This window comes from Thermococcus sp., assembly GCF_015521605.1.
In the GTDB taxonomy this organism is placed as follows: Archaea; Methanobacteriota_B; Thermococci; order Thermococcales; family Thermococcaceae; genus Thermococcus.
The window spans coordinates 1-21163 of sequence record NZ_WANV01000009.1 but is presented as its reverse complement, the minus strand read 5'-3'; the positions used below and the strand labels follow the sequence as shown (position 1 = coordinate 21163).

Below are 21163 nucleotides of genomic sequence, written 5' to 3'. Positions count from 1 at the left end.
CTCGTCCTCGAAGCAATGAAAATGGAAAACGAAATACCAGCACCAAAAGACGGAATAATCAAAAAAATCCACGTCAAAGAAGGCGACACCGTCGACACCGGACAAACACTCGTGCAGATTGAGTAAAAAAGCATTCTCCTTCCTTATTTATTATAACTCTCCATCTAACAGGTTTTTTTCGCCCGTATAGGAGAAGTTTGAAACTCTTAGTTAAAAAACGAAAAAGTTTCAGCTTTTTGCCGAAAGGCATTTAAATCGACACAATCATACATTATCCCGAAAATCTACCTGGAGGTGCAACCATGAACTCCGCTGTAGTTATCTTAATAGCGGCTGCAATCTATCTGGGAATGTACTTTACCTACGGAAAGAGCCTTCAGAACAAGGTCGTCAGGGCTGATTCGGGCAGGCCCACACCGGCCCACAAGCTCTACGACGGTGTCGACTACGTCCCGGCCCACCCGCTGGTTCTCTACGGCCACCACTTTGCATCAATAGCAGGTGCTGGGCCAATCGTCGGTCCGGCGCTGGCAATGGCCTGGGGCTGGCTGCCAGGGCTCCTCTGGGTCTGGTTCGGAAACGTCTTCATTGGTGCCGTCCACGACTACCTTGCCCTGATGTCATCGGTTCGCTACGATGGTAAATCCGTCCAGTGGATAGCAGGAAAGCTCATGACAAGGAGGACAGGAATAGCCTTTGAGTTCTACATACTGTTCGCCCTGCTCCTCGTTATAGCCGCCTTCATGTCAGTCATCGCCGGAATCTTCACCAAGACCCCTGAAGCCGCGACAGCCTCAATACTGTTCCTCATATCGGCAATCATAGTCGGATATCTGATGTACAAGACGAGCCTCCACTTCGCAGGTGCCACCATCGTCGGCCTCATACTCCTGGTGATATCAGTCTGGCTCGGCTTCAAGTACCCGATACAGGCCTCGTACCACCAGTGGAACATATTCCTCTTCGTCTACATCATCATCGCGGCGTCGCTGCCCGTATGGGTGCTGCTGCAACCGAGGGACTACCTGAACGCATACATCCTGTGGTTCGGCCTTATCCTCGGAGGCGTTGCCTTCGCAATCCTTGGATCCAAGGGAACCTTCACCGCCCCCGCATACACCAGCTGGTCGGCAAGCGTTGTCGGAGGAAAGCCATCACCGTTCTGGCCAACGATACCGCTCGTCATCGCGTGCGGTTCACTCAGCGGATTCCACTCCATCGTCGGTTCGGGAACCACCTCAAAGCAGCTTGACAACGAGCTCCACGGCCTCATGGTCGGCTACGGCGGAATGTTCACCGAGGGCTTCCTGTCAACCATAGTCATAGCATCGATAGCGGTCTATGGAATCAAGGTCTTTGCCGATGCTGGAATCGATATAAACGCCGCCAACTGGGCTTCAATCTACGCCCCCAAGGTCGCGGGAGAGATAGGTAAGGTCGGAATATTCGCCAAGAGCTACGCCTACGGCCTGCAGGACGCCTTCGGGATACCGTTCAAGACCGGCGCTGTCTTTGCGAGCCTCTGGGTCTCGGCATTCGCCCTGACCACCCTTGACACCGCGACCAGGCTCGGCCGCTTTGCCTGGCAGGAAGTTGTCGGAATGCTCATGGACACCACGGAGGGCATAGGAAAGGCCATTTCCAACAAGTGGCTTGCCTCCTTCGTGCTCGCCCTTGTCGGAATGTGGCTCGCGTGGGGTAACCAGTGGCTCATCCTCTGGCCAGCCTTCAGCGGTATGAACCAGATGCTGGCGAGTATAGCAATGATGACCGGCGCACTGTGGGTGACCAAGATACAGCAGGCAGGCAAGTGGAGCTACGCCGTCCTGATCCCCGCACTGTTCCTGTGGATAACGGTGAGCGCCGCACTGGTATGGTTCCTCGCCGTTGTCGTTCCGGGAATCGGGGACGTCGGAACAAGGTACGCGGTTGGCTTCATAACCCTGGTCGGCATACTCCTGAACCTCATGCTGGTCTTTGACTTCTACGCGGCCTGGAAGAAACCAGCGGAGGAGTATGCCGCTGCTTCGTGATGTTTTTCTTTTTACCACATTTTTGAGGGATGAAAATGAAAAAGATGCTCAGGAAGGTATTCTCGGTGCTTTCACTGCCCCTGAGGGTGCTGTGGGAGTTTCACAAGGGGTTCGAGCTGTATTACGTCCAGGGTATTAAATGGGAGGAGGAGGAGCTTGAGAACATATTTGCGCTCATCCTGTTTGGGGACTACATAGGTCTCCCCCATCCCCCGACGGAGCTGAGCTTCAGGCTGCTTCCCTACGTCATAAGGGAGATATACGTGATGGAGGAGAAGAGCACCAAGGAGGTCTCAATGAGGACCGGATGGATAGGTGTGTGAGGAGGAATAAAAATGGCCAGAAAAATACTTGAGGACATACGGGCTTTCCTGAAGGGGTTCGGAGGCTCCTTCAAGGAGCAGTCCACCGAGTACATCGAATTCGAGGAGAGGGAGCTTGAGAACGTGTTCGCACTCATACTCATGGGCTCGTTCGTTGGGATACCCTCACCTCCAACCACATTGGTGGTCAGACTGATGCCCCATATGATAAAGGAGATGCACGTGATGCAGCAGAGGGCGATCGACCTGGACGACATCTTCGGGGAGATAGCGGGAATGTTCGACATAGACTGAGGTGGTAGCATGAGGGAGTTCCTGCTTCCAAAGGAAGGCTTTCGGGCTGTTTTTGTGATAGGAAAAGGCGGTGTTGGTAAGACCACAACCAGCGCCGCCCTGGCAACGGCCCTCGCGAAGAGAGGATACAGGACGCTCATAGTGTCCTTAGACCCGGCACACAACCTAGGCGACGTTTTCATGGTAAAGCTCTCGGACAAGCCGAAGGAACTTGGAGAGAACCTCTACGCGAGTGAACTTGACATGGAGAAGCTCATAAAGGGCTATCTGAAGCATCTGGAGGACAACCTCAAGCACATGTACCGCTATCTGACCGTGATAAACCTGGAGAAGTACTTTGAGGTTCTCAGCTTCTCCCCCGGAATAGAGGAGTATGCCACCCTGGAGGCCGTCAGGAACATACTCCTTGAAGGGGAGAAGTGGGACGTGATAGTCTTTGACACGCCCCCGACGGGTCTAACACTCCGTGTTCTGGCCCTCCCCAGGATATCCCTGATCTGGGCCGACAAGCTCATCGAGATAAGGAAGAAAATACTCGAACGGAGGAGGATGATAGCCAAGGTCCACGGCGATCGTAAGTTCCAGCTGGAGGGGGAGGAGTTCACCCTTCCAAAGGAGGAAGAGGAAGACCCCGTGATGAGGGAGCTCCTGGAATACCGGAGGGAAGTGATGTTCGTCGAGAAGGTAATAACAGACCCCAAGAAAACCTCAGTCGTGGCTGTGATGAATCCCGAGATGCTTCCGCTGTACGAAACTGAAAGGGCCTACCAGAACCTCAAAAAATTCAAGATCCCGCTCAACATGATAGTGGTAAACAAGGTGATAACAGTCGAGAGGGAAATACCGGAAATAAAGGTCAAGCTGGACGCCCAGAGAAGGGTTCTTGAAGAAATCGAAAAGAAGTTCCAGAAGGTTGAGATAGTCAAAGTGCCCATGTTCGCCGAGGAACCCCGCGGAATGGAGTGGCTCGAAAGGCTCGGAGGCATGGTCCTTGAGGGTTGAGGATGTGCTGGAACTCCTCAGGGGCGTTGAAAACCCATTCACGAACATGGACATAGTCAGCGAGGGCCTCGTAACAAAGGTGGTCGTGGAGGAGGAGAAGACCACGATATACGTCGCCTTCGCCCGGAACATCCCGCCGCATCCCTTTGCCATGGCCGTCAACTGGCCGGTTCAGGCCAGAATTGTGAGGGACATGGTAAAGGTTTTAGATGATAAGCTGGAATACTTCGAGATAGTTGATGATACCACTCTGCAGAGGTACTATCCCTTAGACGAAGATATGGAGGTCTAATAATGGAGCTGACATCGGGAATATTGCTGGGAATAATGGTGCTCGCGGCGCTGGCGTCGATACAGTTCTACAAGGGCAGAAAGTGGAATCTCCAGCTCATGTACCACTACCTTCAGTCCATCGAGGAAGTCGTCAAACCGGAGGACAAGGATTACGTATGGCTTGGCGGCTACATAGGGTTCAGGGCAGTGTACAAGGTCAACAGAGACAACATCAGAAAGTTTGAGTACACCCTGACCCTTCTCCCAAGGCAGAGCCTGTTCTATTTCCCGATAGCACTTCTCACAAGCAGGCACGACAAGCTCTACGTGGTCATCAAGCCCTTTGCCCAGATAAAGCGTGAGGCACACCTCATCCAGAAGGGCTACTACCGCATGAGGCCCGACATAGAGAACGAGCCCCTCCTTCAGAAAGAGATAATTGAGGTGGGGGGCAGGAAGTACGAGGCCCTGTTCGAGAAGAGGAGGGACGTTGAAAATCTGAAGGCACTCCTAGAAAGCCTGCCAAAACCGCACAACGTGAAGCACATCTCGCTTACGCCCAAGACGAACGTGTTCTACGTGCTTATGAAGCCCGAACCGGAGACCATCAGGGAAGACGTCGAAAAGCTGCTCCGCTTCGCCAATGAGAGGATAAAGGAGAGCCCGTTCTCCTCATGAATTTTTCCAATTCTCCGCAAGGTTTTTACCGGTCAAACTCAAGGTTATACTAGGTGGTACTTTGGTTAGTATCCGCCTGAAGGTCGGGCCGAAGGGCCGGATAGTCATTCCAAAGGTTTTCAGAGAAGCATACGGCATAAAGGAAGGTGGAGAGGTTATAGTCGAGCCGACGGAGAAAGGGCTGGTGATACGCGGGCCCATAGAAGGGGAGGAACTCCTCAGAAAAATCAGGGAGGAGAGGAAGAAAATAAACCCAAAGAGAAAGCCAAAACCGGGGGAACTCAAGGGAATCAGCCTCAAAGACGAGTTCGACGAGGCGTGGGGGATTGAGGAATGAAGCTCTTCCTGGACACGAACCTCTTCATCTACCTGGCCCTGGGCAGCAGCGACCCAGACTACGAAACGTCCATCGACGAGATGCCCTACACGCGGCCGTAATACAGAACAACGGCCTTCAGGCCATAGTTAGTGAGGATGATAAATTTGATAGGCTCCCCCTCAAACGACTCTGGCTGGAGGTGTGAGCGTGGAAGTCCACAGAGCCAAGTTTGGAACCCCTGAAAGGGGCTGGGTAGTTCTCGTCCACGGCCTCGGGGAACACAGCGGAAGGTATGAGAGGCTTATTCGCATGCTGAACGATGCCGGTTTTGCTGTCTACACCTTTGACTGGCCGGGCCACGGCAGGAGCTCCGGCAGAAGGGGGCACACGAGCGTTGAGGAAGCTATGGAGATAATCGACTCAATAATTGAGGAACTAAATGAAAAACCCTTCCTCTTCGGCCACAGCCTCGGAGGCCTGGCCGTGATAAGGTACGCGGAAACAAGGGCCGACAAAGTAAGGGGGGTCGTGGCCTCATCACCCGCCCTCGCCAGAAGCCCAAAGACGCCCTCGTTCATGGTGGCCCTGGCAAAGTTCCTCGGAAAAATCGCCCCAGGAATAACCATGTCCAACGGTCTCGATCCAAAGCTCCTCTCCCGGAATCCCGAGGCGGTAAGGAGGTACATCGACGATCCCCTCGTTCACGACAGGATTTCGGCGAGACTGGGAAGGAGCATCTTTGAAAACATGGAGCTGGCGCACAGGGAGGCCAAGAGAATAAATGTTCCCATACTGCTCATCGTCGGCACGGGGGATGTCATAACACCGCCCGAGGGCTCCAGGAGACTTTTCAAGGAACTCACCGTCGAGGACAGGGAGATAAGGGAATTCGAGGGGGCATACCATGAGATATTCGAGGATCCAGAATGGGCGGACGAGTTCCACGAGGTGATAGTTCGCTGGTTTGTCGAACACTCTCGGTCCACAGCGAGCGAAGATGATGCCGATGAGGACGGTGGTGCTGGAGGCGTATGAGACAGAATTCCTTGCCCGGCTGATCACGGCGTTCTTGGTTCTCTTCGTTTCAGTTATCGTCCTGATCCTTCTGACACTCGTCAGCGGCGGGGCATCCCGGGAGGCGTTCATAGGGGTCTCCATGTACCTCGCCTTTGCCCTGATAGTGATAGGTCTCATGATGTTCTGTCTGGTGAAGATGAGGGAGGCGCCCAAGAGGGCGGCCATGCTCGCGGAGGCCTGCACGTTTGAGGGGGCCCGACTGGTGTTCCCCGATGAGCTCGAATTCGAGTACGGGAGGATTACCCTCCACAGATCCGAAAAGAGGCGTTCGGCCAAAAAATTCCAAGTCCTGAAAAGAGGAAAGTCATCGACCCTCAAATTCTCCCGCGGGGAGTTCAAGCTATGTGCAGCCATTGGAAAGGGGTTCGCCAGCTTTCCGGCGGTGAGAGTCCTGACCCATCCGTACGATGGGACAGTGGTGCTCTTCATGACTCAGGAGGGCAGAGTCGTCGGCAAAAGGCTCCTCACCGCTTCAACTTCCGGCGGATACGTGGACGTCGAGATAGAGGGCAGGGAAAAGAGCCTGCTCGGGAGGTTCTACACGCCGCCGGGCCAGCGGGGGAAGGTGGAGATCCTGCTGAGCGCTCCCGAAAGTCCTGAAGTCAGCATTAAAATAGCTGACTCCTCAATGGGAGAGTTTGAGTATTTCCTGCTCCCTGAGGAGAGCACGGTTATATTCTGTCCGTATGGCAGTTTGAGCGTCGACAACATCCTGAAAACCCTCGGCCTCACTGCCACGGCCATGGGACACGGAGTATTCACGGTAAGGCTGAAGCCATCAGAAACCCCGGCCTATCCCATCGAAGTCAGACTGGAAGAAGAGGAAAGATGGGAGTCCGGGAACGGGGACATCAGATAACTTCCCTTCTGTCTATTATGTGTTCAAGCTCCGGCCCGGTCTTGATGAGCCCAACCGGGACGCCAACGCGTTCTTCGATCTTTTCAACAAACTCCCTGGCCTTCCTCGGCAGTTTGTCGTAGTCGGTAACCCCGAAGGCCTCCCTGTCGTACTTGTCGAGCATCGTTAGGGCGAGCATCGTTGCACCGTTGAGCTTCGCAGAGTAGCGGGCAAACTCGAAGTCAAACCATCCGACCCTCCTTCTCCTTCCGGTTACCGTCCCGTACTCGACAAGACCCAGCTTTTCCGCCTCTTCCTGACTCATCTCCGTCGGGAACGGTCCAGCCCCGACTCTCGTTGGAAAGCTCTTGAAGACGACAATGACGTCATCAACCCTCGTCGGGCCAATCCCAACGTCACTCGCTATGGCGGAGGCTGTCGTATCCTTTGAGGTCACGTATGGATATGTTCCGTAGTAGAGGCTCAGTCCAAAGCCCTGGGTCCCCTCGATGAGCACTAGCTTTCCTTCGTCGAGGGCATCGTTAACTTCCCGGGCGACGTCCGTCAGGTAGGGCTCAAGTTCGGGGACGTCCTTTGCAAGTCTCGCCCGCCTCATGACCCTGTCTGCGTTTGCCGGTCCGCAGCCGCTCCCGGTCGTGCCTATCCTCTCGTGGAGGTGGCCGTTGCTCCTGTCGAGCTTCTTGTGTTCATCCTCGATTATGGAACAGCGGTAGTCAATGCCTACCCTCTCGGCGACGTTGAATTCCCTGAGGTGCTCAAGTTCGTGGAAGAAAACCCCCGGATCAACAAGAACCCCTGCACCGACGAGAAGTCTTGCATTTCTCTGGATGAAGGCAGTCGGCAGCTGTCTCACCGCGTACTTTTTACCGTTGATAAAAACGCTGTGCCCTGCGTTCGTCCCCACTCCACCGCGCGCTATGATTTCAGGCCCGTCCTTCAGGGCAAGGTAGGCGATAACAGAGCCCTTGCCCTCGTCTCCCCACTGACCGCCAACAACGATGTAGCTCGGCATGGCTCCTTACCCAGATTTAAGTCAATAGGGGACTTATAACGGTTTCGAATTCAACATGAATCAGTCAAAAAACTAAAGGCTGACCCCACAAAAGGTTAAAACCTGTGGCAAACACTACCAACGGGGGTAGCAATGAGAAACAAGCTCGTGGTCGTCACCGGAGGGGCCGGCTTCATAGGCTCCCACATAGCCTGGGAGCTGGTCAAGGACAACGAGGTAATCATAATAGACAACCTCTACACCGGAAAGGAGGAGAACGTCCCGCCGGGAGCGAAGCTCGTTAAAGCCGACATCAGAGACTACTCCGCCATAGCCGAGCTGATAGGCCACGCGGATTACGTCTTTCACGAAGCGGCACAGGTCAGCGTCGTTGAAAGCATAAGGGATCCGGTTTTCACGGAGGAAGTGAACGTCATCGGCACGATCAACATCCTGAGGGCACTGCTCGATGGGCACGGAAAGCTCATCTTCGCATCATCCGCGGCTGTGTACGGGGACAATCCGAACCTCCCGTTAAAGGAAACAGAGAGACCAAAACCCCTCTCGCCCTACGGCCTGACCAAGGTTGCAGCCGAGGAGTATCTGCGTGTCTTTCACGAGCTGTACGGCCTTCCAGTTGTCGCGCTGAGGTACTTCAACGTCTTCGGTCCCAGGCAGGGCTTCAACCAGTACGCGGGCGTTATCAGTATCTTCATCAACCGCGCGCTGAGGAATGAACCGCTCGTGATTTACGGGGACGGAAAGCAGACGAGGGACTTCATCTACGTGAAGGACGTTGTAAGGGCCAACCTCCTGGTGGCCGAGAGCAGACGGAGCAACGGAAGGGTCTTCAACGTCGCCACCGGAAAGCAAACGAGCATCCTTGAGCTGGCGGTGAAGATAATCGAGATAACGGGGGCAAATACCTCGATCATATTCGACAAACCGAGACCCGGCGACATACGGCACAGCCTCGCCGATATAGGGGAGATAAGAAAGCTCGGCTTCGAGCCGGAGTTCTCACTGGAGGAGGGCCTGAAAAAAACGGTGGAGTGGTACGCTACGGACCATCATCGCTGAGGGTCAGGTTCGCGGCCCTTGCCAGTTCTTTAATTCTCTCCGAGACGCTGGTGTTGTTCGACGCAGTCTCTTCACTGGTCTTGTTCTGAAGCTGTGGAATGGTCTTTCCGCCGGGGTTCTGACCTTCGATCGGCAGTACGACCGGGGCAGATTTTCCGATAGATGCTATCGTGGGAATGCCCGTTGAGGCAACCGAGGCTCCGGTTATTGATGCAGTAGGCGGTTCCGGAACGAAGGTGAGGTGGTAGTACACTTTCCCGAGGGTGTACGTGGGTTCGGGGGAAACGTACTTCCTCACAAAGACAAAGTCCACGCGTGTGGGTCCGCCGCTCCACTGGCCGAGCAGTATCCTGCCGTCGGATGTCACCGTTATGGTGTAGGAACTCGTGCTCCGGGTGTACGCGGGTATGCCCGTGGAGGGAGTGGCTGAGAGAACCCAGTTAGCACCGTTCCACGTCAGGAACAGAACCTGCGAGAAGTCAACGGATGTGGAGGTAACCGTCGCATTGAGGATTTCCCACTGCCCCATAATGTACGTTGGATTGCTGTTCCCATAGTTCCAGTTCAGCGTTGTGATTGGAGAGCTCGCATCCGCCTGAACCAGCCCATCCTGCTGACTCCACGGGATTAAGGTGCCCGCCCAGTTCAGGTATTCCGTTCCTATTCCCTCACCGACTCCAGAACCGGCGGAATCCACGTAGGGGAGGACAAACGGCCCCAGTGAATAGACCCAGGAGAAGAACCCCCCTCCCCTTGTATCGTAGGGAGTTCCATCGTCATAGGCAAGGTTCGTAAAAACTTCGACGGAATAGGGCACCGGAAAGCTCCTCGTACTCAGTATCCAGTCCCCCCTATCAAGCTGGAGCTCTCCTCCGGAGAGGGTTGGGGTGCCCCCCACCTGCCAGTTGGCAAGACTGGTAAAGTTGTCGTAGAACAGGAATACCCTGTTGGGGTTGACGTAAGCCGAGCACGGGTTCCCAGTCCCCAGGTAGTTCACAAAAATGGTCTCATTGGAATTGGCTGGAATGTTCGTGACGTTCACCCAGAACACCGCCCAGGAGTAGGTTCTCCCATCGGAATTGACGAACGTCCCGTTGAACTCCTTCCAGTAATACAGGCAGCTCCCGGTGGTGTTCGTGAAATAAAGCGAGTCCCACGGGAAAGAGGGATTGGACGATATAAACAACATCCGTATTGGGTAGTAATCCAGGAAAACGGAGCTTCCATAGACGGTTATGGGGCGGGAGTAGCTGCCGTCGTAAGTCCCAATCCCAAGCTTTTGAGTGTTCACAAAAATCGGGCCGGAAGTGTCCCCGTAGTACTCCGAGGACAGGACCACAACTTCGGTCTGTGTTGGATCCACCCATGCAGAGTTAACGGGGGTCACGGTAACGTTGAAGGGCGTTCCTGCGGGAATGCCTCCAGCCCCAACGACCAGGGTGCCGTTTGAAACAACAACACCGGAGGAGTTTTTCAGCGTGACGTATATAACCGTGCCAGCAGGCATGTCAGCGGTCAGTATCAACTCCACGGCAACAACGTCGGTACCCGACTCCCACAGTGTGTACCTTCCCTCCCAGACAGGGCTCACAAGCCTGTTGGTTCCAGTTCCAATTTCCTGGACATTCACAGTGATAGTGGGTACGGCTAACCCCAAGGTTCCAAGAAGCAGGGTTAAAACCAGCATGATTGAAGTTATCCTGAGTTTCCTCCACATACTAAAACGTACTATGGGATAAAAAGTTTAAAATATTATCTCAAGATTTCGAGGCTCAGACCCGAAAAATTTTGGGTAAAACTCACCTCTTAACACTGAAGCCCATCGCCTGCCTCTGCTGAAGCTCCTGCGCCTTCTGGGCGAGTTCTCCCAGCTGTCCCTCAAGCTTTCTGAGGGCCTCCTGGGTCCTGGCTATGGCCTCTTCGTACTCCTTTATACGGGCGTCGAGGTACGCTATGGCGTCGTCGAGGTTCTTTTCGATGGCATATCCAGCTCCAACGCTGACTATCGCGTTCTCCTTGTCCTCTATCCTCGCCTTCAGGAATGAGCCCGCACCGATGGGCACCAGGATCTCCGGCTTCTCCTCCTCGACCTTCTTGAGCTCTTCCAGCGTTTCCTTGACCGCCTGAAACTCGTTCCGCCCAAGGGTGAGCAGTTCGAGGTTCTGGGCCAGGAGCTGTGCCTGGGCCTGAAGGAGCTGATACTCGTAAGCGAGCCTTTCAAGCTGCTCGTTTGTCTCGGCCATTTACACCACCGGAGGGACTACACGGCGGGGCTTTTAAGGTTTGGGTCGGTGATTACTACGAGAACGAAAACTTTATTTACCGTACGTAAGATGAAATTATGTGGTTGGTATGAACTTTGGAAAGCTGCTGGTTGTTGGAATGACCCTCGTTGTTATAGCAGGACTCGTCGTATCCTTCTCAGACCTCCGGAATCCCGGTGAAAACTCCCAAAAGCCCGACCACCTAACTTACACGATATGCCCCTACGTCAACCCGATAAACGTTGAGAGGTGGGCGGATGGGGTTAACGGAACCGAGAGCCTCGTAAGTGTTCTGAGAAGCTCGTTCAACGCCTCGCTAGACCCCAACTACCCCCTTGCAGTTTTGCAGGAACTGGCCGAGGACGGAAAAATAGGGAGGGTCTACCAGAGATACGCCTACTCCTTCGCCAATCTCTCCAAGGCTGTCAGCGGCTCTTCGGGGTGGCATATGGAAAAATCATACTTGGCAGTTCCCCCGATTAGAGAAATCACCCCCGACTTCAAGGACTTCGATGTCCTTTACGGCATGGTCTACACGGAGATAGAGGGAAAGGCTGTGGTGTTCCTGTACTACCTTTCAAACCCCGCAACTGTGGATAGGGTCGAAGGCATCTCCCTCTTCTATCCAAAGAACCTCAGCATCGTCAAGACTACCGGTGAGATAGCCTGGAGGTGCTGGCAGCGCGCTGAAAACGGAGAAGAGATAAACTCCTGTGAGGGGGATGGAGGAGGGGCGTTCATTCCCACTGGAATCGACAATGAAAACTCGGTTGGGATCTGGGCAAAGGACCCATACGGTTCCTTCGTGGTGGTCTTCAACGAGACTGTTAATGACAGTGAAAACCTCCCCATCTCCATGAGGGTTGCGGTGGTGGTGAACGGGGAAGGAACAAACCTTCCCCTTGGAAATCTGTAGTAGTCATTTCAGGATTTCATCTTTTACCCGCTCCGCTATTTCCCTCATCGCCCCCGCCGCCTTTGAATCGGGGAATGCCTCCACGAATGGCCTGAGCATGCCCATGCTCCTCGGAACGGCCCGGTCGTAGGGTATCTCCCCGAGGATTGGGATGCCCTCACTTTCCGCCCACTCCCCAAGCCCTGTGAAGCCCGGGTTGAGGTCGGCCTTGTTGATTACGAGGTAGGCCGGCTGCCTGAAGTGCTGGACGACCCTGTAGGCGCGCTGGACGTCACTCAGCGATGCCGGTGTGGGCTCCGCGATGAGCACCACAGCGTCGGCACCGCCGAGGCTGGCTACGACCTGGCAGCCTATTCCAGCGGCGCTGTCCACTATCATGTGCTCCAGGCCAAGCTCGCCCATCAGCTTTTTCGCCCACTCCTTCTCCTCGGTGACCAGCTTTCCGCTGTTGGGCCTTCCGACGTCAAGCTGGGCTGAAATCAGAGGGAAACCGTAGCGGGTGGTCGTCTTCTTCACCACGCCGGAGCGGACTTCCTCCAGCGTTATCGTCCCCTGAACCGGACAGACAAGGCCGCAGACGTTGCATCCCTCGCAGGTGAGCTCGTTCACGACGTAATCGCCGTCAATCACCCTGATGCAATCATAGGGGCAGCGCTCCTGACAGATGCCGCACCGCACGCAGCTCCCGGTGTTTATGCGCGCCACCTTGGCACCAACGAGTTCCTTTTCAGCCTCCCAGTGATCCACCCCCAGGAGCAGGTCGAGATTCGGCGCGTCTGCATCGGCATCGACGGCAACAAACCTGTACTCGTCCTTCAGCAGGTAGAGGAGCGAAGCGGTAACGGTGCTTTTCCCGACTCCCCCCTTACCGCTCGCTATGACCAGCTGCATTACTCACCACCCCCGAGAAACTCAGCGACCCTGGAGGCCATCTCCCTGAAAATGCCTGCCTCAGGGTAGTCCGTCAGAACTACGGGCTTCCCTTCCACATAGCTCCTTATGATGTTCTCGCTGTAGGGGATCTCGGCTATCACCTCTGCTCCGTACCTCTCCGCTATCTCGCGCACCTTAGCCACGTCGCCGAGGTCCGAGCGGTTTACAGCCACCACCGCAGGGATTCCCATCAGTTTCGCCAGCCTGAGTATCAGCTCACCGTCGTGAATGCCGAGGGGAGTTGGCTCGGTGACGGCTATGATGAGCCTTGAGTCCTCAATGGCCTTCGAGACCGTGTTGCTCGTTCCGGCGGCGGTGTCAACCATCAAAAGCTCCTTCCCAAGCTCCCGGGCGCGCATCTTTGCCCGCGAAACAACCGGCATCGCTCTTTCCTCACCCTCAAGGAGCCTCCCTGTAACGAGCGGGAATCCGTAGGGCGTCTCGGTGAGGTAGGTGTGCCCCATCAGCTTCTTGCCCGGCAGAATGGCCCCCGGAACCGGGCAGACTATATCGCATGCCCCACAGCCGGAGCAGAGGTTCGGCATGAGGAAAGGTGTGCCGTCCCTCATGGCGACTATGGCGTGCTCCTCGCAGACTTCGGCGCACTTCCTGCACCGGGTGCACTTCTGGTAGTCAAAACGCGGCATGAACATCTCGACAGGCTCTTCGTTGGCAAGTCTCACTCCGAGGAGGAGGTGGTCGTTCGGGGCCTCGACGTCGAGATCCGCCAGGACGAGGTCGTAATGGTCACTCAGAGCTATCGCAAGGTTGACCGCGACGGTTGACTTTCCGGTTCCTCCCTTTCCCCCACTCACCGCTATCTGCAAGCTCTCACCTCCAGGAATTAGACCGGCCTAAAGACTTTTAAAGTTTGTGCATATGCTCAAAACGGTGATGCCAGATGGTGGAAAAGCGCTGCCTTAAGGTGGCATTTGGAATGGAAGACGATGAACACCTTATAGATGCCCACTACGGGGATTCGGAGTTCTTCGCGATTTACAAAATCTGCGAGGACGGGGGCATTAAACTCCTCGAAAAGAGGCCCAACAGGGCCAAGGACTTCAAAGAGGAAGAGGACAAGGGGCACGGGGACCCGCGGAAGTTTAGAACCGTAATCAACCAGCTTTCTGACATGGATGTACTGGCCGCCTTCAGGATGGGGCCCAATTTCATCAGGATTCGAGACAGTACCGACAAGGTGGTCTTTTTCACCCAAACCAGGGAGCTGAACATCGCCCTTCGGCGGGTCGTTGAGAACTTCGACGATCTCTGGGGGCAGGTTCAAGCAAAGAAGGACTGAAACGCATCCACGCTCCTACAACACAGAAAAAAGAAAAGAAAGCTCACTCCATGGCTTCCATTATTTCATCGACGTTCTCGGGGGGCTGGGTGATTAGGCTGACCACAACCGTCGCCAGCAGGGCGAAGGCAAAGGCCGGGACGAGCTCGTAGATGCCGGTGCTGGCCTTAAGGTAGAGCTTCCAGATGATGGTGGTCAGGGTCCCCCCAGTATAGCGAGAGTATCAACGTTGGTCCTATTGAGGCTCCCAGACCTCCCCAGGCGAAGAGCACGAACCAGAATATTATGTCCTTCGCGAAGTACGCCAGGACAGCCGCGAGGATACCGATGACGAACACCGTAATCCTGCTTATCCTGAGTGCGGCTTCTTCGGTGAGGGGTTCACCCTTCCTGATGACCTCTGGTAGAAGTTCCCAACTAGGACCAATTTCGAAGAATAACCGCTGTAGGTATTCACTTGACTTATTCGACCCCGTACCTGTTCAAAGTTCTGGCATCATACATAGTAAGAACAGGCCGTCATTAGGGCGACCGAAAGATTTAAATACTGTGCATATGCACAAAATACCAAAAGGACGAGAGGTGGTGAGGATGAAGATCGCAATCCCAACCAACGGAGGAGGGCTCAACGATACCGTTGCCCCGGTGTTCGCACGCGCCCCCGCGTTCTACATAGCGGACGTTGACGAGAAGGGAAACGTAACCAGCGAGAAGGTCGTCCAGAACGGAGCAGCCATGGCTGGCGGCGGAGCCGGTCCGATGGCGGTTCAGACGCTCATCAATGAGGGCGTCGATGCCGTGGTGGTTCCACAGGTGGGGCCAAATGCCCTCGGTGCCCTCCAGGCCGCCGGCGTACAGGTTTATCAGGTAGCACCGGGAACTCCGGTTGAGGAGGCCATAAAGGCAGTCACCAGCGGAAGCCTTGGGAAGTTCACGGCACCAGCACCGGCTGCACCCACTCCCGCCCCCGTGTACAGTCCGTACCCGGCCTACGGCTACGGCCCCAGGGGCCGCGGAAGAGGTGGAAGAGGACGCGGTTGGGGCCGTGGAGAAGGCAGGGGCTGGGGGGCCCAGCTCGGCTACTGCCCGCGGACCGGCCAGCCGAGGGGGAGGACACACTGGCATGGGTGGTGGTGAGGCCGTTTTAACCTATTTTTGAGCTTATGCAAACTTTTTTAAGTTCGGTTTTCCTAATTTTTGCGGAGGTGTGGCGATGAGGATAATCGTCTCAACCGAGAAAGGGGGTCTAAACGATAGGGTCAACCAAGCCTTTGGAAGGGCCCCCACGTTTACCCTGGTGGATGTTGAGAATGACCAGATAGCCAGCGTTCAAGTGGTCGTGAACCCCGGCTACAGCCAATCAAGGGGGGCTGGAGTCACAGCGGCGCAGTTCTGCATTGACAGGGGAGTGGAAGTCGTCATCTCCGGCCATTTCGGGCCGAATTCGGCCGCAGTTCTTCAGGCTGCGGGGATAAAGCTCATCTCCGCACCCCCCACACTGACCGTTGAGGAGGCCGTCAGGGCTTTCCTTTCGGGAGAGCTCACGACCGCAGTCTTCAGGTCCGGAGGTGGTCACGGTAAAGGCAGAGGTGGATGGTAAGCTTTCTTTTCTTCACAACCCTTAAATTCACATACAACGTACCCTTCTGGGGGCAAACAATGCGGCTGAATTACAGATACTTCTTCTGGTTCCTGCTGGCCTCGCTCTCCGTGTTCTTCGCGGAGGTAACCGTGGCATCGTACCTCTACCCGTATTTCACGCCCTGGGGAATAATCTCCCTCCTGCCCCTGTACGGCCTGCACATACTGGTTCTCGCCGGGATCGTTTACCGCTTCGGGAAGCCCCGGTTCGAGACCCTCTACCTGGCAGGAATCCTCTTCGGCCTCTATGAGGCGTACATAACCAAGGTCGTATGGAATCCTGAATGGGATTCAATATTCAAAGTGGGGGGAATAGGTGTCCTCGAAGTCCTCGTCATAGTGCTCTTCTGGCATCCTTTCATGTCCTTCATAATCCCCCTCGGCATCGCGGAACTCCTGACTTCTGGGAGAAGGGTGCTCCCAAGTTTCGTTCTCAAACACCCCTACCTCACGGCCATGTTGTTGGGCATAGTGGAATCCTCGAACGCTCCGTCTTTCCTCCACTCGTTTCTATCGACGTTTTCTTCCTCAGCGTTTCTGATTCTCCTGATATATCTCTGGATGGAGCGTTTTAACGGCAGAAACCACGACATGTTTGAACTCCTGCCCAATCGTAGGGAGCTAAGGCCCCTGATTCTGGTACTCATTGCGTACTACCTGACCTCCTCCCCGCCCTAAAGGGCTAGGGTTCCAACGAGTTAACCCCTCGCCAAGTGCAGGGAGGTTTGAGGGGTAACCATCATCACCCCCTTTGAAGAGGGTTCGGAGAACCCCTCTGGCTCGGCCTTGAGCCAGTTACCCCTACCGCCAGCAAGGGCTGGACGGCTCGGGGTTATCGTTTCCACCATCTTTTTCAGGATGTTGAAAGCTCCAACGAGGTCGGCGTTGAAGACAAGCCCCTCTGCGGGACACTTAAACAATCCCCGAACAAACCTCGCCCCCTTATGGGGCTTCCCGCAGACGGGGCAAAGCTTAGACGTGAAAGCCTCATTCACAACCACAACTTTGATACCATACTCCTCAGCGACCTCCTTGAGGCGCTGAATCATCGTGTTGAACCGCCAGACGTGAGAGAGGAGAAAATTCTGCTTTTTACCCCTGTCAGAGTCTCTGACAATCCCCTTCGGGTAACCCACGACAATCCTCGAAACTCCGAGACGGTAGAGCTTCTCAACGGTCTGCCTCACGGCAGTGTTAATGTAATGCCTCGCCTGAAGTTTAGCCTTCCCGTGCATTCTCTTGAGCTTCCTGCTACTTTTGGCTCCTGACTTGTTGAGTTTTGACTGGTATTCGGCTATTCTTCTCTGCCAGTAAAAGGCAATGCTCTTTAACGGTCTTCCATTGACTAAGAAACTCTCCCCACTCTCAACGTAGACTGCCATCAGGTTGTTCACTCCGAGGTCTATTCCCGCCGAAAGGTTCCCCAATGGTTCCCTCGGGACTTTAACCCACTCGTCCTTGATTAGTTTTTCTTCCACCGTGAAGCTCACGTGAGCATACCATTTTCGCTTAACGGGGTCATAAGTTATCTCCAACCTTCCCTGCTTTCCTTTCAGATGAACCCTTCCCTTGAACTGGACTTCAAGGCGTTTGAATTTTCCGAGGCCTTTAAGGATTAACCTGTTACCCTCAATCCGATACTGGTCGTTCCTGAGGACGATTAATGGTTTTCTCCTCCCGTTTTCTTTCAGGTAGTTCGGTGGTCTTGGTTTGAGCCACTCGGGCAGTTCTCCGTTCCGCTTCTTTCGAAGAAGGGAGAAGAAGCTTCTCCAGCTTTCGGCGTTCTTCCTGGCTATTTGTTGAACGGTTGCGGAACCGATTTCCTTTTTGAATTCCTCATAAACGGATTTCTCTGTCTTGTTGAAGTCCACTGGCTTGCCCTCGAAGAACTCTTGTCGTCTTAGATAATTAACTCGGTTCCAGACTCTGGCTCCAGCGTCGGCTAACTGGAAGAGGGTTTTCTCCTGCTCTTTGCTCGGCTGGAGTTTGATGGTCACTGCCCGCTTCATCTCAAGGTATGGTATGGTTTTTGGGCTTTAAAACGGTTTGCTTTCCCCTTTGAAGGGCTGTTTGGCGGTTTACTGCATCCCCGCCCTGAAGGGCGAGGCTTTCGAAAGAAAAATGTAATCTTCGGCTCCCTGCTCAGGAGGGAAGCACTCCCTGCTTTAGCCGCCCAGATTCCAGTATGGGCGCTTTACGCCCTCACGTTTTTCCTTCTATACCGTGCCCTTACGAAGGCCCGGGAGCATGGGGAGATTGAACTCTCTGAATGTCAGCCGAGACTTAAGAAACTCGGAGTACTGGCTTTATAATCTCCTCAGGTGTCTCTACATCAATAAAAACGTTCGTACTGCCCGCATTTGGGGTTTCAATTGTCATTGTTCTCTGGACTTTTGCGAGCATTGTTGCGGTCTCAAGCCTCGTGAAGAGCGCTAGATGGGCACTAACGGCATGAAGCCTTTTGGGTAGTTTTTAATAGGGGCAAGACAAAAGTGTTGTCAAGGTGATTCCATGGCCGTTATGAGGCTCTGGCACGGAAGGGTACCTGTTGAAAAGGCGAACGAATACGAAAAGTTTCTCATCGAACGAGCTGTGCCAGATTACAGCTCCGTTGATGGCCTCTTGAAAATCTACTTCACGCGGAAAGATGATGGGAACATCGCCCGCTTTATCCTCGTCACGATATGGGACTCCATCGAGTCCATCAAGAAGTTCGCCGGAGAAAACCCCGAGATAGCAAAATACTACCCCGAGGACGAGGACTTCCTGCTGGAAAAGGAGAAGTACGTCCAGCACTACTGGATTTTCTACGAAGGGTGAGGAGGGATGAGAAAGAGCCAGTTCTGGGCCGGTGTCACCTCTCCCCTAATTGCCCTATCTGGGATAGGAGCGGCAATTCAAATAAACCACTCCTGGTGGCGGATTACCGAGAACGCCATAAGCGACCTGGGAAGGGTCGGCCTCCCCAACAACTGGGTTCTCAACGTTTCCCTCATACTCACGGCGCTCCTCGGTGGATACTATGTTACTGGACTCTTCCCAATCCTTAAAAACGGCTTGGAAAAGGCAGGTGTTACGGTTTTCTCCCTCGGCCTGGTTTTCCTGGCCCTCATCGGCCTGTTCCCCGAAGGTACGTCACCACACTACACCGTCAGCTGGGGCTTCTTCATCTTTGCGAGCTTAGGATACCTGATAGCGGGCATTGGGTTCTGGATAGAGGGTCACAGGAATATCGGGATTTTCACGGTCTCCTTATTCGTCGTCGAAGTAGTCCTAGCCAAGTGGGCCTTCGGCGCCTTTCAGGGGGTCGCCATCCCCGAGTTCATCGGGGTGTTTGCTATAGGCACGTGGCACTATTCAGTCCTGTTTACACTATTCAAGAATGACCAGTAATGGTTTTGTACATCTGCCTCCAACGTTCTCCGGTGACCATCATGCTGGAAGTAGACCTCTCCGGAAGGCTGGCCTTCATAACCGCCTCGAGCAAGGGCATAGGCTTCGGCGTCGCACGAGTTCTTGCAAAGGCCGGGGCGGATGTCATACTCCTCTCGCGGAGCGCGGAGAACCTGAGGGAGGCCAGGGAGAAGATAAGAGCTGAGAGCAATGTGGAGGTGGATTACATCGTCGCCGACCTGACAAAGCGCGAAGACCTGGAGAGAACGGTGAAAGAGCTTGAAAACATCGGCGAACCGGAGGTATTCTTCTTCTCCACGGGCGGCCCAAAGCCCGGCTACTTCATGGAGATGGACATGGAGGACTGGGAAGGTGCCGTCAGGTTGCTCCTCTACCCGGCCGTTTACCTCACCAGAGCCCTCGTTCCCGCCATGGAGCGGAGGGGCTTCGGCAGAATAGTCTACTCCACGAGCGTGGCGATAAGGGAGCCGATACCAAACATAGCGCTCAGCAACGTGGTCCGGATTTCGATGGCAGGTCTCGTTAGGACTCTGGCAAAGGAGCTCGGGCCGAAGGGGATAACCGTGAACGGCATAATGCCCGGCATAATAAGGACGGACAGGATGATACAGCTCGCAAAGGATCGGGCGGAGAGGGAAGGAAAGACCGTTGAGGATGCCCTCGCCGAGTACGCGAGGCCGATACCACTCGGTCGTCTCGGCGAGCCGGAGGAGATAGGCTACCTGGTTGCATTCCTCGCGAGCGATCTGGGGAGCTACATAAACGGCGCCATGATCCCTGTCGATGGCGGCAGACTGAACTCGGTGTTCTGATTTCCGGACATCCTCGTCCTTTATTCCCTTTAGGATGTTCCAGCCAGTCGAAAAGAAAACCCTAAGTACCTCCATAGAGAGATGGAATGGGAGTCCCAATGGAAGCATCACCCACTCCAGCAACTCTAAAAAGGCACTACAAATACACATTCTGGCTTATTCTTGGGGCCTTGTCAACGTATTTCGCCGAGGTCGTCACGGCATCGACACCTTTCCCATTCTTCACTCCATCTGGAATCCTTGTGACGTATCCCTTTTACACCCTGAACATCCTTGTTTTTTCGTACATAGCCTTTAGAAAGAAGAAAGTCGACCTATACACCCTCTTTTTAGCGGGCCAGGTTTTCGGACTCTTCGAGGCCTATGGCACGAAAATGCTCTGGAGCTCCAGCTGGGGTGCCGAGCCGAGGATTCTTGGGATATCTCTTATACCGCTTTTCCTCCTCATATTCCTCTGGCATCCCCTGATGTCCTTCACCCTGCCCCTTCTGATAGCGGAGACGTATCTAACCGGTTCGGAGGAGATAGTCAGGGGGATACCCAGGTGGCTTTCGCACCATTTACAGGCCAAGAAAACCACATATATTGTGTTCGGGATATTCGTTCTCTTTTGTGCGGTAAATCAGGCCATAAACTCCCCTTCAAGGTGGGTCTCGTTGATGTCTCCCTCAATCTCCTGGGGAGTTATAGTCCTCACCTCGACCCTCTGGCGTCGAAAGGCCCCTAGAATACCCCTTAGGGACCTCCTGCCAACAAAAAGAGAGATGGTGGTTATAACTCCCCCCTTTCTCTTAATGTATCTCCTCCTGGGACTCTACCTGTTCCCCGAAGGTATCCCGCCCCTAAGACAACAGACGGGTGTGTGGATTCTGTACATTCTCCTCGGAGTACTCCTATATCTAGACATCAGTTCCCCACACGCAGAGTACTCGGATCGGCTTCCGATGGTTCCCT

27 protein-coding genes are annotated in these 21163 nt (G+C 54.5%); 20 read left to right on the top strand and 7 right to left on the bottom strand.

All coding sequences use genetic code 11. The features are described from left to right. The first annotated feature begins 15 nt into the window (after positions 1–15). The 10 genes from F7C11_RS01430 to F7C11_RS01385 all read left to right on the top strand — a co-directional run bounded on the left by F7C11_RS01430 (position 16) and on the right by F7C11_RS01385 (position 6858). Positions 16–126, top strand: a complete 111-nt coding sequence (locus tag F7C11_RS01430) for a biotin/lipoyl-containing protein (RefSeq protein WP_297090233.1) — start codon at positions 16–18, stop codon at positions 124–126. Between the two features lie 176 nt (positions 127–302). Further along, entirely contained in the window at positions 303–2033 is a 1731-nt protein-coding gene (locus F7C11_RS01425) for a carbon starvation protein A (protein WP_297090230.1), read from the top strand. A gap of 35 nt (positions 2034–2068) precedes the next feature. Beyond that, positions 2069–2356: a hypothetical protein gene (locus F7C11_RS01420; protein WP_297090228.1), complete on the top strand. Its 288-nt coding sequence runs from the start codon at positions 2069–2071 to the stop codon at positions 2354–2356. Positions 2357–2368: 12 nt separating this feature from the next. After that, positions 2369–2650, top strand: a complete 282-nt coding sequence (locus F7C11_RS01415) for a hypothetical protein (protein ID WP_297090225.1) — start codon at positions 2369–2371, stop codon at positions 2648–2650. Between the two features lie 9 nt (positions 2651–2659). Continuing rightward, the gene (locus F7C11_RS01410) at positions 2660–3652 is read left to right on the top strand and encodes an ArsA family ATPase (RefSeq protein ID WP_297090223.1); all 993 of its coding nucleotides are present in this window, start codon (positions 2660–2662) and stop codon (positions 3650–3652) included. Further along, a complete protein-coding gene (locus F7C11_RS01405) occupies positions 3642–3944 on the top strand; it encodes an iron-sulfur cluster assembly protein (protein WP_297090221.1) in 303 nt (100 codons plus the stop codon). The genes F7C11_RS01410 and F7C11_RS01405 overlap by 11 nt, the downstream gene beginning before the upstream one ends. Before the next feature lie 2 nt (positions 3945–3946). After that, on the top strand, positions 3947–4603 hold the full coding sequence (locus F7C11_RS01400) for a hypothetical protein (RefSeq protein ID WP_297090219.1): 657 nt from the start codon (positions 3947–3949) through the stop codon (positions 4601–4603). Positions 4604–4664: 61 nt separating this feature from the next. After that, entirely contained in the window at positions 4665–4940 is a 276-nt protein-coding gene (locus F7C11_RS01395; protein WP_297090217.1) for an AbrB/MazE/SpoVT family DNA-binding domain-containing protein, read from the top strand. 189 nt (positions 4941–5129) lie between these two features. Next, complete coding sequence (locus F7C11_RS01390) at positions 5130–5957, top strand: alpha/beta hydrolase (RefSeq protein WP_297090215.1); 828 nt, start codon at positions 5130–5132, stop codon at positions 5955–5957. Next, on the top strand, positions 5923–6858 hold the full coding sequence (locus F7C11_RS01385; RefSeq protein WP_297090214.1) for a hypothetical protein: 936 nt from the start codon (positions 5923–5925) through the stop codon (positions 6856–6858). Before F7C11_RS01390 ends, F7C11_RS01385 begins: the two co-directional genes overlap by 35 nt. On the opposite strand, the gene F7C11_RS01380 is transcribed toward F7C11_RS01385, so the two are convergent. Then, positions 6851–7870, bottom strand: coding sequence for an adenylosuccinate synthetase (locus F7C11_RS01380; protein ID WP_297090212.1), 1020 nt, complete (start codon positions 7868–7870; stop codon positions 6851–6853). The genes F7C11_RS01385 and F7C11_RS01380 overlap by 8 nt on opposite strands. A gap of 132 nt (positions 7871–8002) precedes the next feature. Between F7C11_RS01380 and F7C11_RS01375 the strand changes: the two genes are divergently transcribed. Continuing rightward, complete coding sequence (locus tag F7C11_RS01375; RefSeq protein WP_297090210.1) at positions 8003–8929, top strand: SDR family oxidoreductase; 927 nt, start codon at positions 8003–8005, stop codon at positions 8927–8929. Here the strand turns inward: F7C11_RS01375 and F7C11_RS01370 are convergent. After that, positions 8910–10646, bottom strand: coding sequence for a DUF2341 domain-containing protein (locus tag F7C11_RS01370; RefSeq protein WP_297090208.1), 1737 nt, complete (start codon positions 10644–10646; stop codon positions 8910–8912). The genes F7C11_RS01375 and F7C11_RS01370 overlap by 20 nt on opposite strands. Positions 10647–10728: 82 nt before the next feature. Further along, on the bottom strand, positions 10729–11172 hold the full coding sequence (pfdA, locus tag F7C11_RS01365; protein ID WP_297090206.1) for a prefoldin subunit alpha: 444 nt from the start codon (positions 11170–11172) through the stop codon (positions 10729–10731). Positions 11173–11272: 100 nt separating this feature from the next. Here pfdA and F7C11_RS01360 point away from each other — a divergent pair, with 100 nt between their 5' ends. Next, positions 11273–12109, top strand: a complete 837-nt coding sequence (locus tag F7C11_RS01360; protein ID WP_297090204.1) for a hypothetical protein — start codon at positions 11273–11275, stop codon at positions 12107–12109. Positions 12110–12112: 3 nt separating this feature from the next. Here F7C11_RS01360 and F7C11_RS01355 read toward each other — a convergent pair whose 3' ends face one another. Together F7C11_RS01355 and F7C11_RS01350 are read right to left on the bottom strand one after the other, a co-directional pair. After that, a complete protein-coding gene (locus tag F7C11_RS01355; RefSeq protein ID WP_297090201.1) occupies positions 12113–13000 on the bottom strand; it encodes an ATP-binding protein in 888 nt (295 codons plus the stop codon). Then, complete coding sequence (locus F7C11_RS01350; RefSeq protein WP_297090199.1) at positions 13000–13869, bottom strand: ATP-binding protein; 870 nt, start codon at positions 13867–13869, stop codon at positions 13000–13002. The genes F7C11_RS01355 and F7C11_RS01350 overlap by 1 nt, the downstream gene beginning before the upstream one ends. Positions 13870–13943: 74 nt before the next feature. Between F7C11_RS01350 and F7C11_RS01345 the strand changes: the two genes are divergently transcribed. Continuing rightward, a complete protein-coding gene (locus F7C11_RS01345) occupies positions 13944–14342 on the top strand; it encodes a NifB/NifX family molybdenum-iron cluster-binding protein (RefSeq protein ID WP_297090197.1) in 399 nt (132 codons plus the stop codon). A gap of 167 nt (positions 14343–14509) precedes the next feature. Here the strand turns inward: F7C11_RS01345 and F7C11_RS01340 are convergent, their stop codons facing one another. Continuing rightward, on the bottom strand, positions 14510–14680 hold the full coding sequence (locus F7C11_RS01340; RefSeq protein ID WP_297090196.1) for a hypothetical protein: 171 nt from the start codon (positions 14678–14680) through the stop codon (positions 14510–14512). Positions 14681–14933: 253 nt separating this feature from the next. Here F7C11_RS01340 and F7C11_RS01335 point away from each other — a divergent pair, with 253 nt between their 5' ends. The 3 genes from F7C11_RS01335 (at position 14934) to F7C11_RS01325 (ending at position 16661) form a co-directional block, all read left to right on the top strand. Continuing rightward, entirely contained in the window at positions 14934–15479 is a 546-nt protein-coding gene (locus tag F7C11_RS01335; RefSeq protein WP_297090232.1) for a NifB/NifX family molybdenum-iron cluster-binding protein, read from the top strand. A gap of 76 nt (positions 15480–15555) precedes the next feature. Next, positions 15556–15942 carry a NifB/NifX family molybdenum-iron cluster-binding protein gene (locus tag F7C11_RS01330; RefSeq protein WP_297090194.1) on the top strand — a complete coding sequence of 129 codons (387 nt, stop codon included), beginning with the start codon at positions 15556–15558 and terminating at the stop codon, positions 15940–15942. A 59-nt stretch (positions 15943–16001) separates the two neighbouring features. Beyond that, positions 16002–16661 carry a hypothetical protein gene (locus F7C11_RS01325; RefSeq protein ID WP_297090192.1) on the top strand — a complete coding sequence of 220 codons (660 nt, stop codon included), beginning with the start codon at positions 16002–16004 and terminating at the stop codon, positions 16659–16661. Between the two features lie 20 nt (positions 16662–16681). Here F7C11_RS01325 and F7C11_RS01320 read toward each other — a convergent pair whose 3' ends face one another. After that, complete coding sequence (locus tag F7C11_RS01320) at positions 16682–17992, bottom strand: transposase (protein ID WP_297090190.1); 1311 nt, start codon at positions 17990–17992, stop codon at positions 16682–16684. A 502-nt stretch (positions 17993–18494) separates the two neighbouring features. On the opposite strand from F7C11_RS01320, the gene F7C11_RS01315 reads away from it, so the two are divergent. The 4 genes from F7C11_RS01315 to F7C11_RS01300 form a co-directional block, all read left to right on the top strand. Beyond that, positions 18495–18803, top strand: a complete 309-nt coding sequence (locus F7C11_RS01315) for an antibiotic biosynthesis monooxygenase (RefSeq protein WP_297090188.1) — start codon at positions 18495–18497, stop codon at positions 18801–18803. A 6-nt stretch (positions 18804–18809) separates the two neighbouring features. After that, positions 18810–19376, top strand: a complete 567-nt coding sequence (locus F7C11_RS01310; RefSeq protein WP_297090186.1) for a DUF998 domain-containing protein — start codon at positions 18810–18812, stop codon at positions 19374–19376. 41 nt (positions 19377–19417) lie between these two features. Then, the gene (locus tag F7C11_RS01305) at positions 19418–20209 is read left to right on the top strand and encodes an SDR family oxidoreductase (protein WP_297090184.1); all 792 of its coding nucleotides are present in this window, start codon (positions 19418–19420) and stop codon (positions 20207–20209) included. 98 nt (positions 20210–20307) lie between these two features. Continuing rightward, positions 20308–21163 (top strand): hypothetical protein (locus tag F7C11_RS01300; protein WP_297090182.1); only part of this gene is annotated, 856 nt, incomplete at its 3' end.

What these genes read in the sequence shown, in the direction of transcription:
- F7C11_RS01305 (WP_297090184.1), top strand. Translation starts at nt 19,418, where the DNA reads ATGCTGGAAGTAGACCTCTCCGGAAGGCTGGCCTTCATAACCGCCTCG.
- F7C11_RS01380 (WP_297090212.1), bottom strand. Translation starts at nt 7,870, where the DNA reads ATGCCGAGCTACATCGTTGTTGGCGGTCAGTGGGGAGACGAGGGCAAG.
- F7C11_RS01385 (WP_297090214.1), top strand. Translation starts at nt 5,923, where the DNA reads ATGCCGATGAGGACGGTGGTGCTGGAGGCGTATGAGACAGAATTCCTT.
- F7C11_RS01370 (WP_297090208.1), bottom strand. Translation starts at nt 10,646, where the DNA reads ATGTGGAGGAAACTCAGGATAACTTCAATCATGCTGGTTTTAACCCTG.
- F7C11_RS01310 (WP_297090186.1), top strand. Translation starts at nt 18,810, where the DNA reads ATGAGAAAGAGCCAGTTCTGGGCCGGTGTCACCTCTCCCCTAATTGCC.
- F7C11_RS01430 (WP_297090233.1), top strand. Translation starts at nt 16, where the DNA reads ATGAAAATGGAAAACGAAATACCAGCACCAAAAGACGGAATAATCAAA.
- F7C11_RS01425 (WP_297090230.1), top strand. Translation starts at nt 303, where the DNA reads ATGAACTCCGCTGTAGTTATCTTAATAGCGGCTGCAATCTATCTGGGA.
- F7C11_RS01420 (WP_297090228.1), top strand. Translation starts at nt 2,069, where the DNA reads ATGAAAAAGATGCTCAGGAAGGTATTCTCGGTGCTTTCACTGCCCCTG.
- F7C11_RS01345 (WP_297090197.1), top strand. Translation starts at nt 13,944, where the DNA reads ATGGTGGAAAAGCGCTGCCTTAAGGTGGCATTTGGAATGGAAGACGAT.
- F7C11_RS01355 (WP_297090201.1), bottom strand. Translation starts at nt 13,000, where the DNA reads ATGCAGCTGGTCATAGCGAGCGGTAAGGGGGGAGTCGGGAAAAGCACC.
- F7C11_RS01375 (WP_297090210.1), top strand. Translation starts at nt 8,003, where the DNA reads ATGAGAAACAAGCTCGTGGTCGTCACCGGAGGGGCCGGCTTCATAGGC.
- F7C11_RS01410 (WP_297090223.1), top strand. Translation starts at nt 2,660, where the DNA reads ATGAGGGAGTTCCTGCTTCCAAAGGAAGGCTTTCGGGCTGTTTTTGTG.
- F7C11_RS01400 (WP_297090219.1), top strand. Translation starts at nt 3,947, where the DNA reads ATGGAGCTGACATCGGGAATATTGCTGGGAATAATGGTGCTCGCGGCG.
- F7C11_RS01325 (WP_297090192.1), top strand. Translation starts at nt 16,002, where the DNA reads ATGCGGCTGAATTACAGATACTTCTTCTGGTTCCTGCTGGCCTCGCTC.
- F7C11_RS01415 (WP_297090225.1), top strand. Translation starts at nt 2,369, where the DNA reads ATGGCCAGAAAAATACTTGAGGACATACGGGCTTTCCTGAAGGGGTTC.
- F7C11_RS01320 (WP_297090190.1), bottom strand. Translation starts at nt 17,992, where the DNA reads ATGAAGCGGGCAGTGACCATCAAACTCCAGCCGAGCAAAGAGCAGGAG.
- F7C11_RS01330 (WP_297090194.1), top strand. Translation starts at nt 15,556, where the DNA reads ATGAGGATAATCGTCTCAACCGAGAAAGGGGGTCTAAACGATAGGGTC.
- F7C11_RS01315 (WP_297090188.1), top strand. Translation starts at nt 18,495, where the DNA reads ATGGCCGTTATGAGGCTCTGGCACGGAAGGGTACCTGTTGAAAAGGCG.
- pfdA (WP_297090206.1), bottom strand. Translation starts at nt 11,172, where the DNA reads ATGGCCGAGACAAACGAGCAGCTTGAAAGGCTCGCTTACGAGTATCAG.
- F7C11_RS01335 (WP_297090232.1), top strand. Translation starts at nt 14,934, where the DNA reads ATGAAGATCGCAATCCCAACCAACGGAGGAGGGCTCAACGATACCGTT.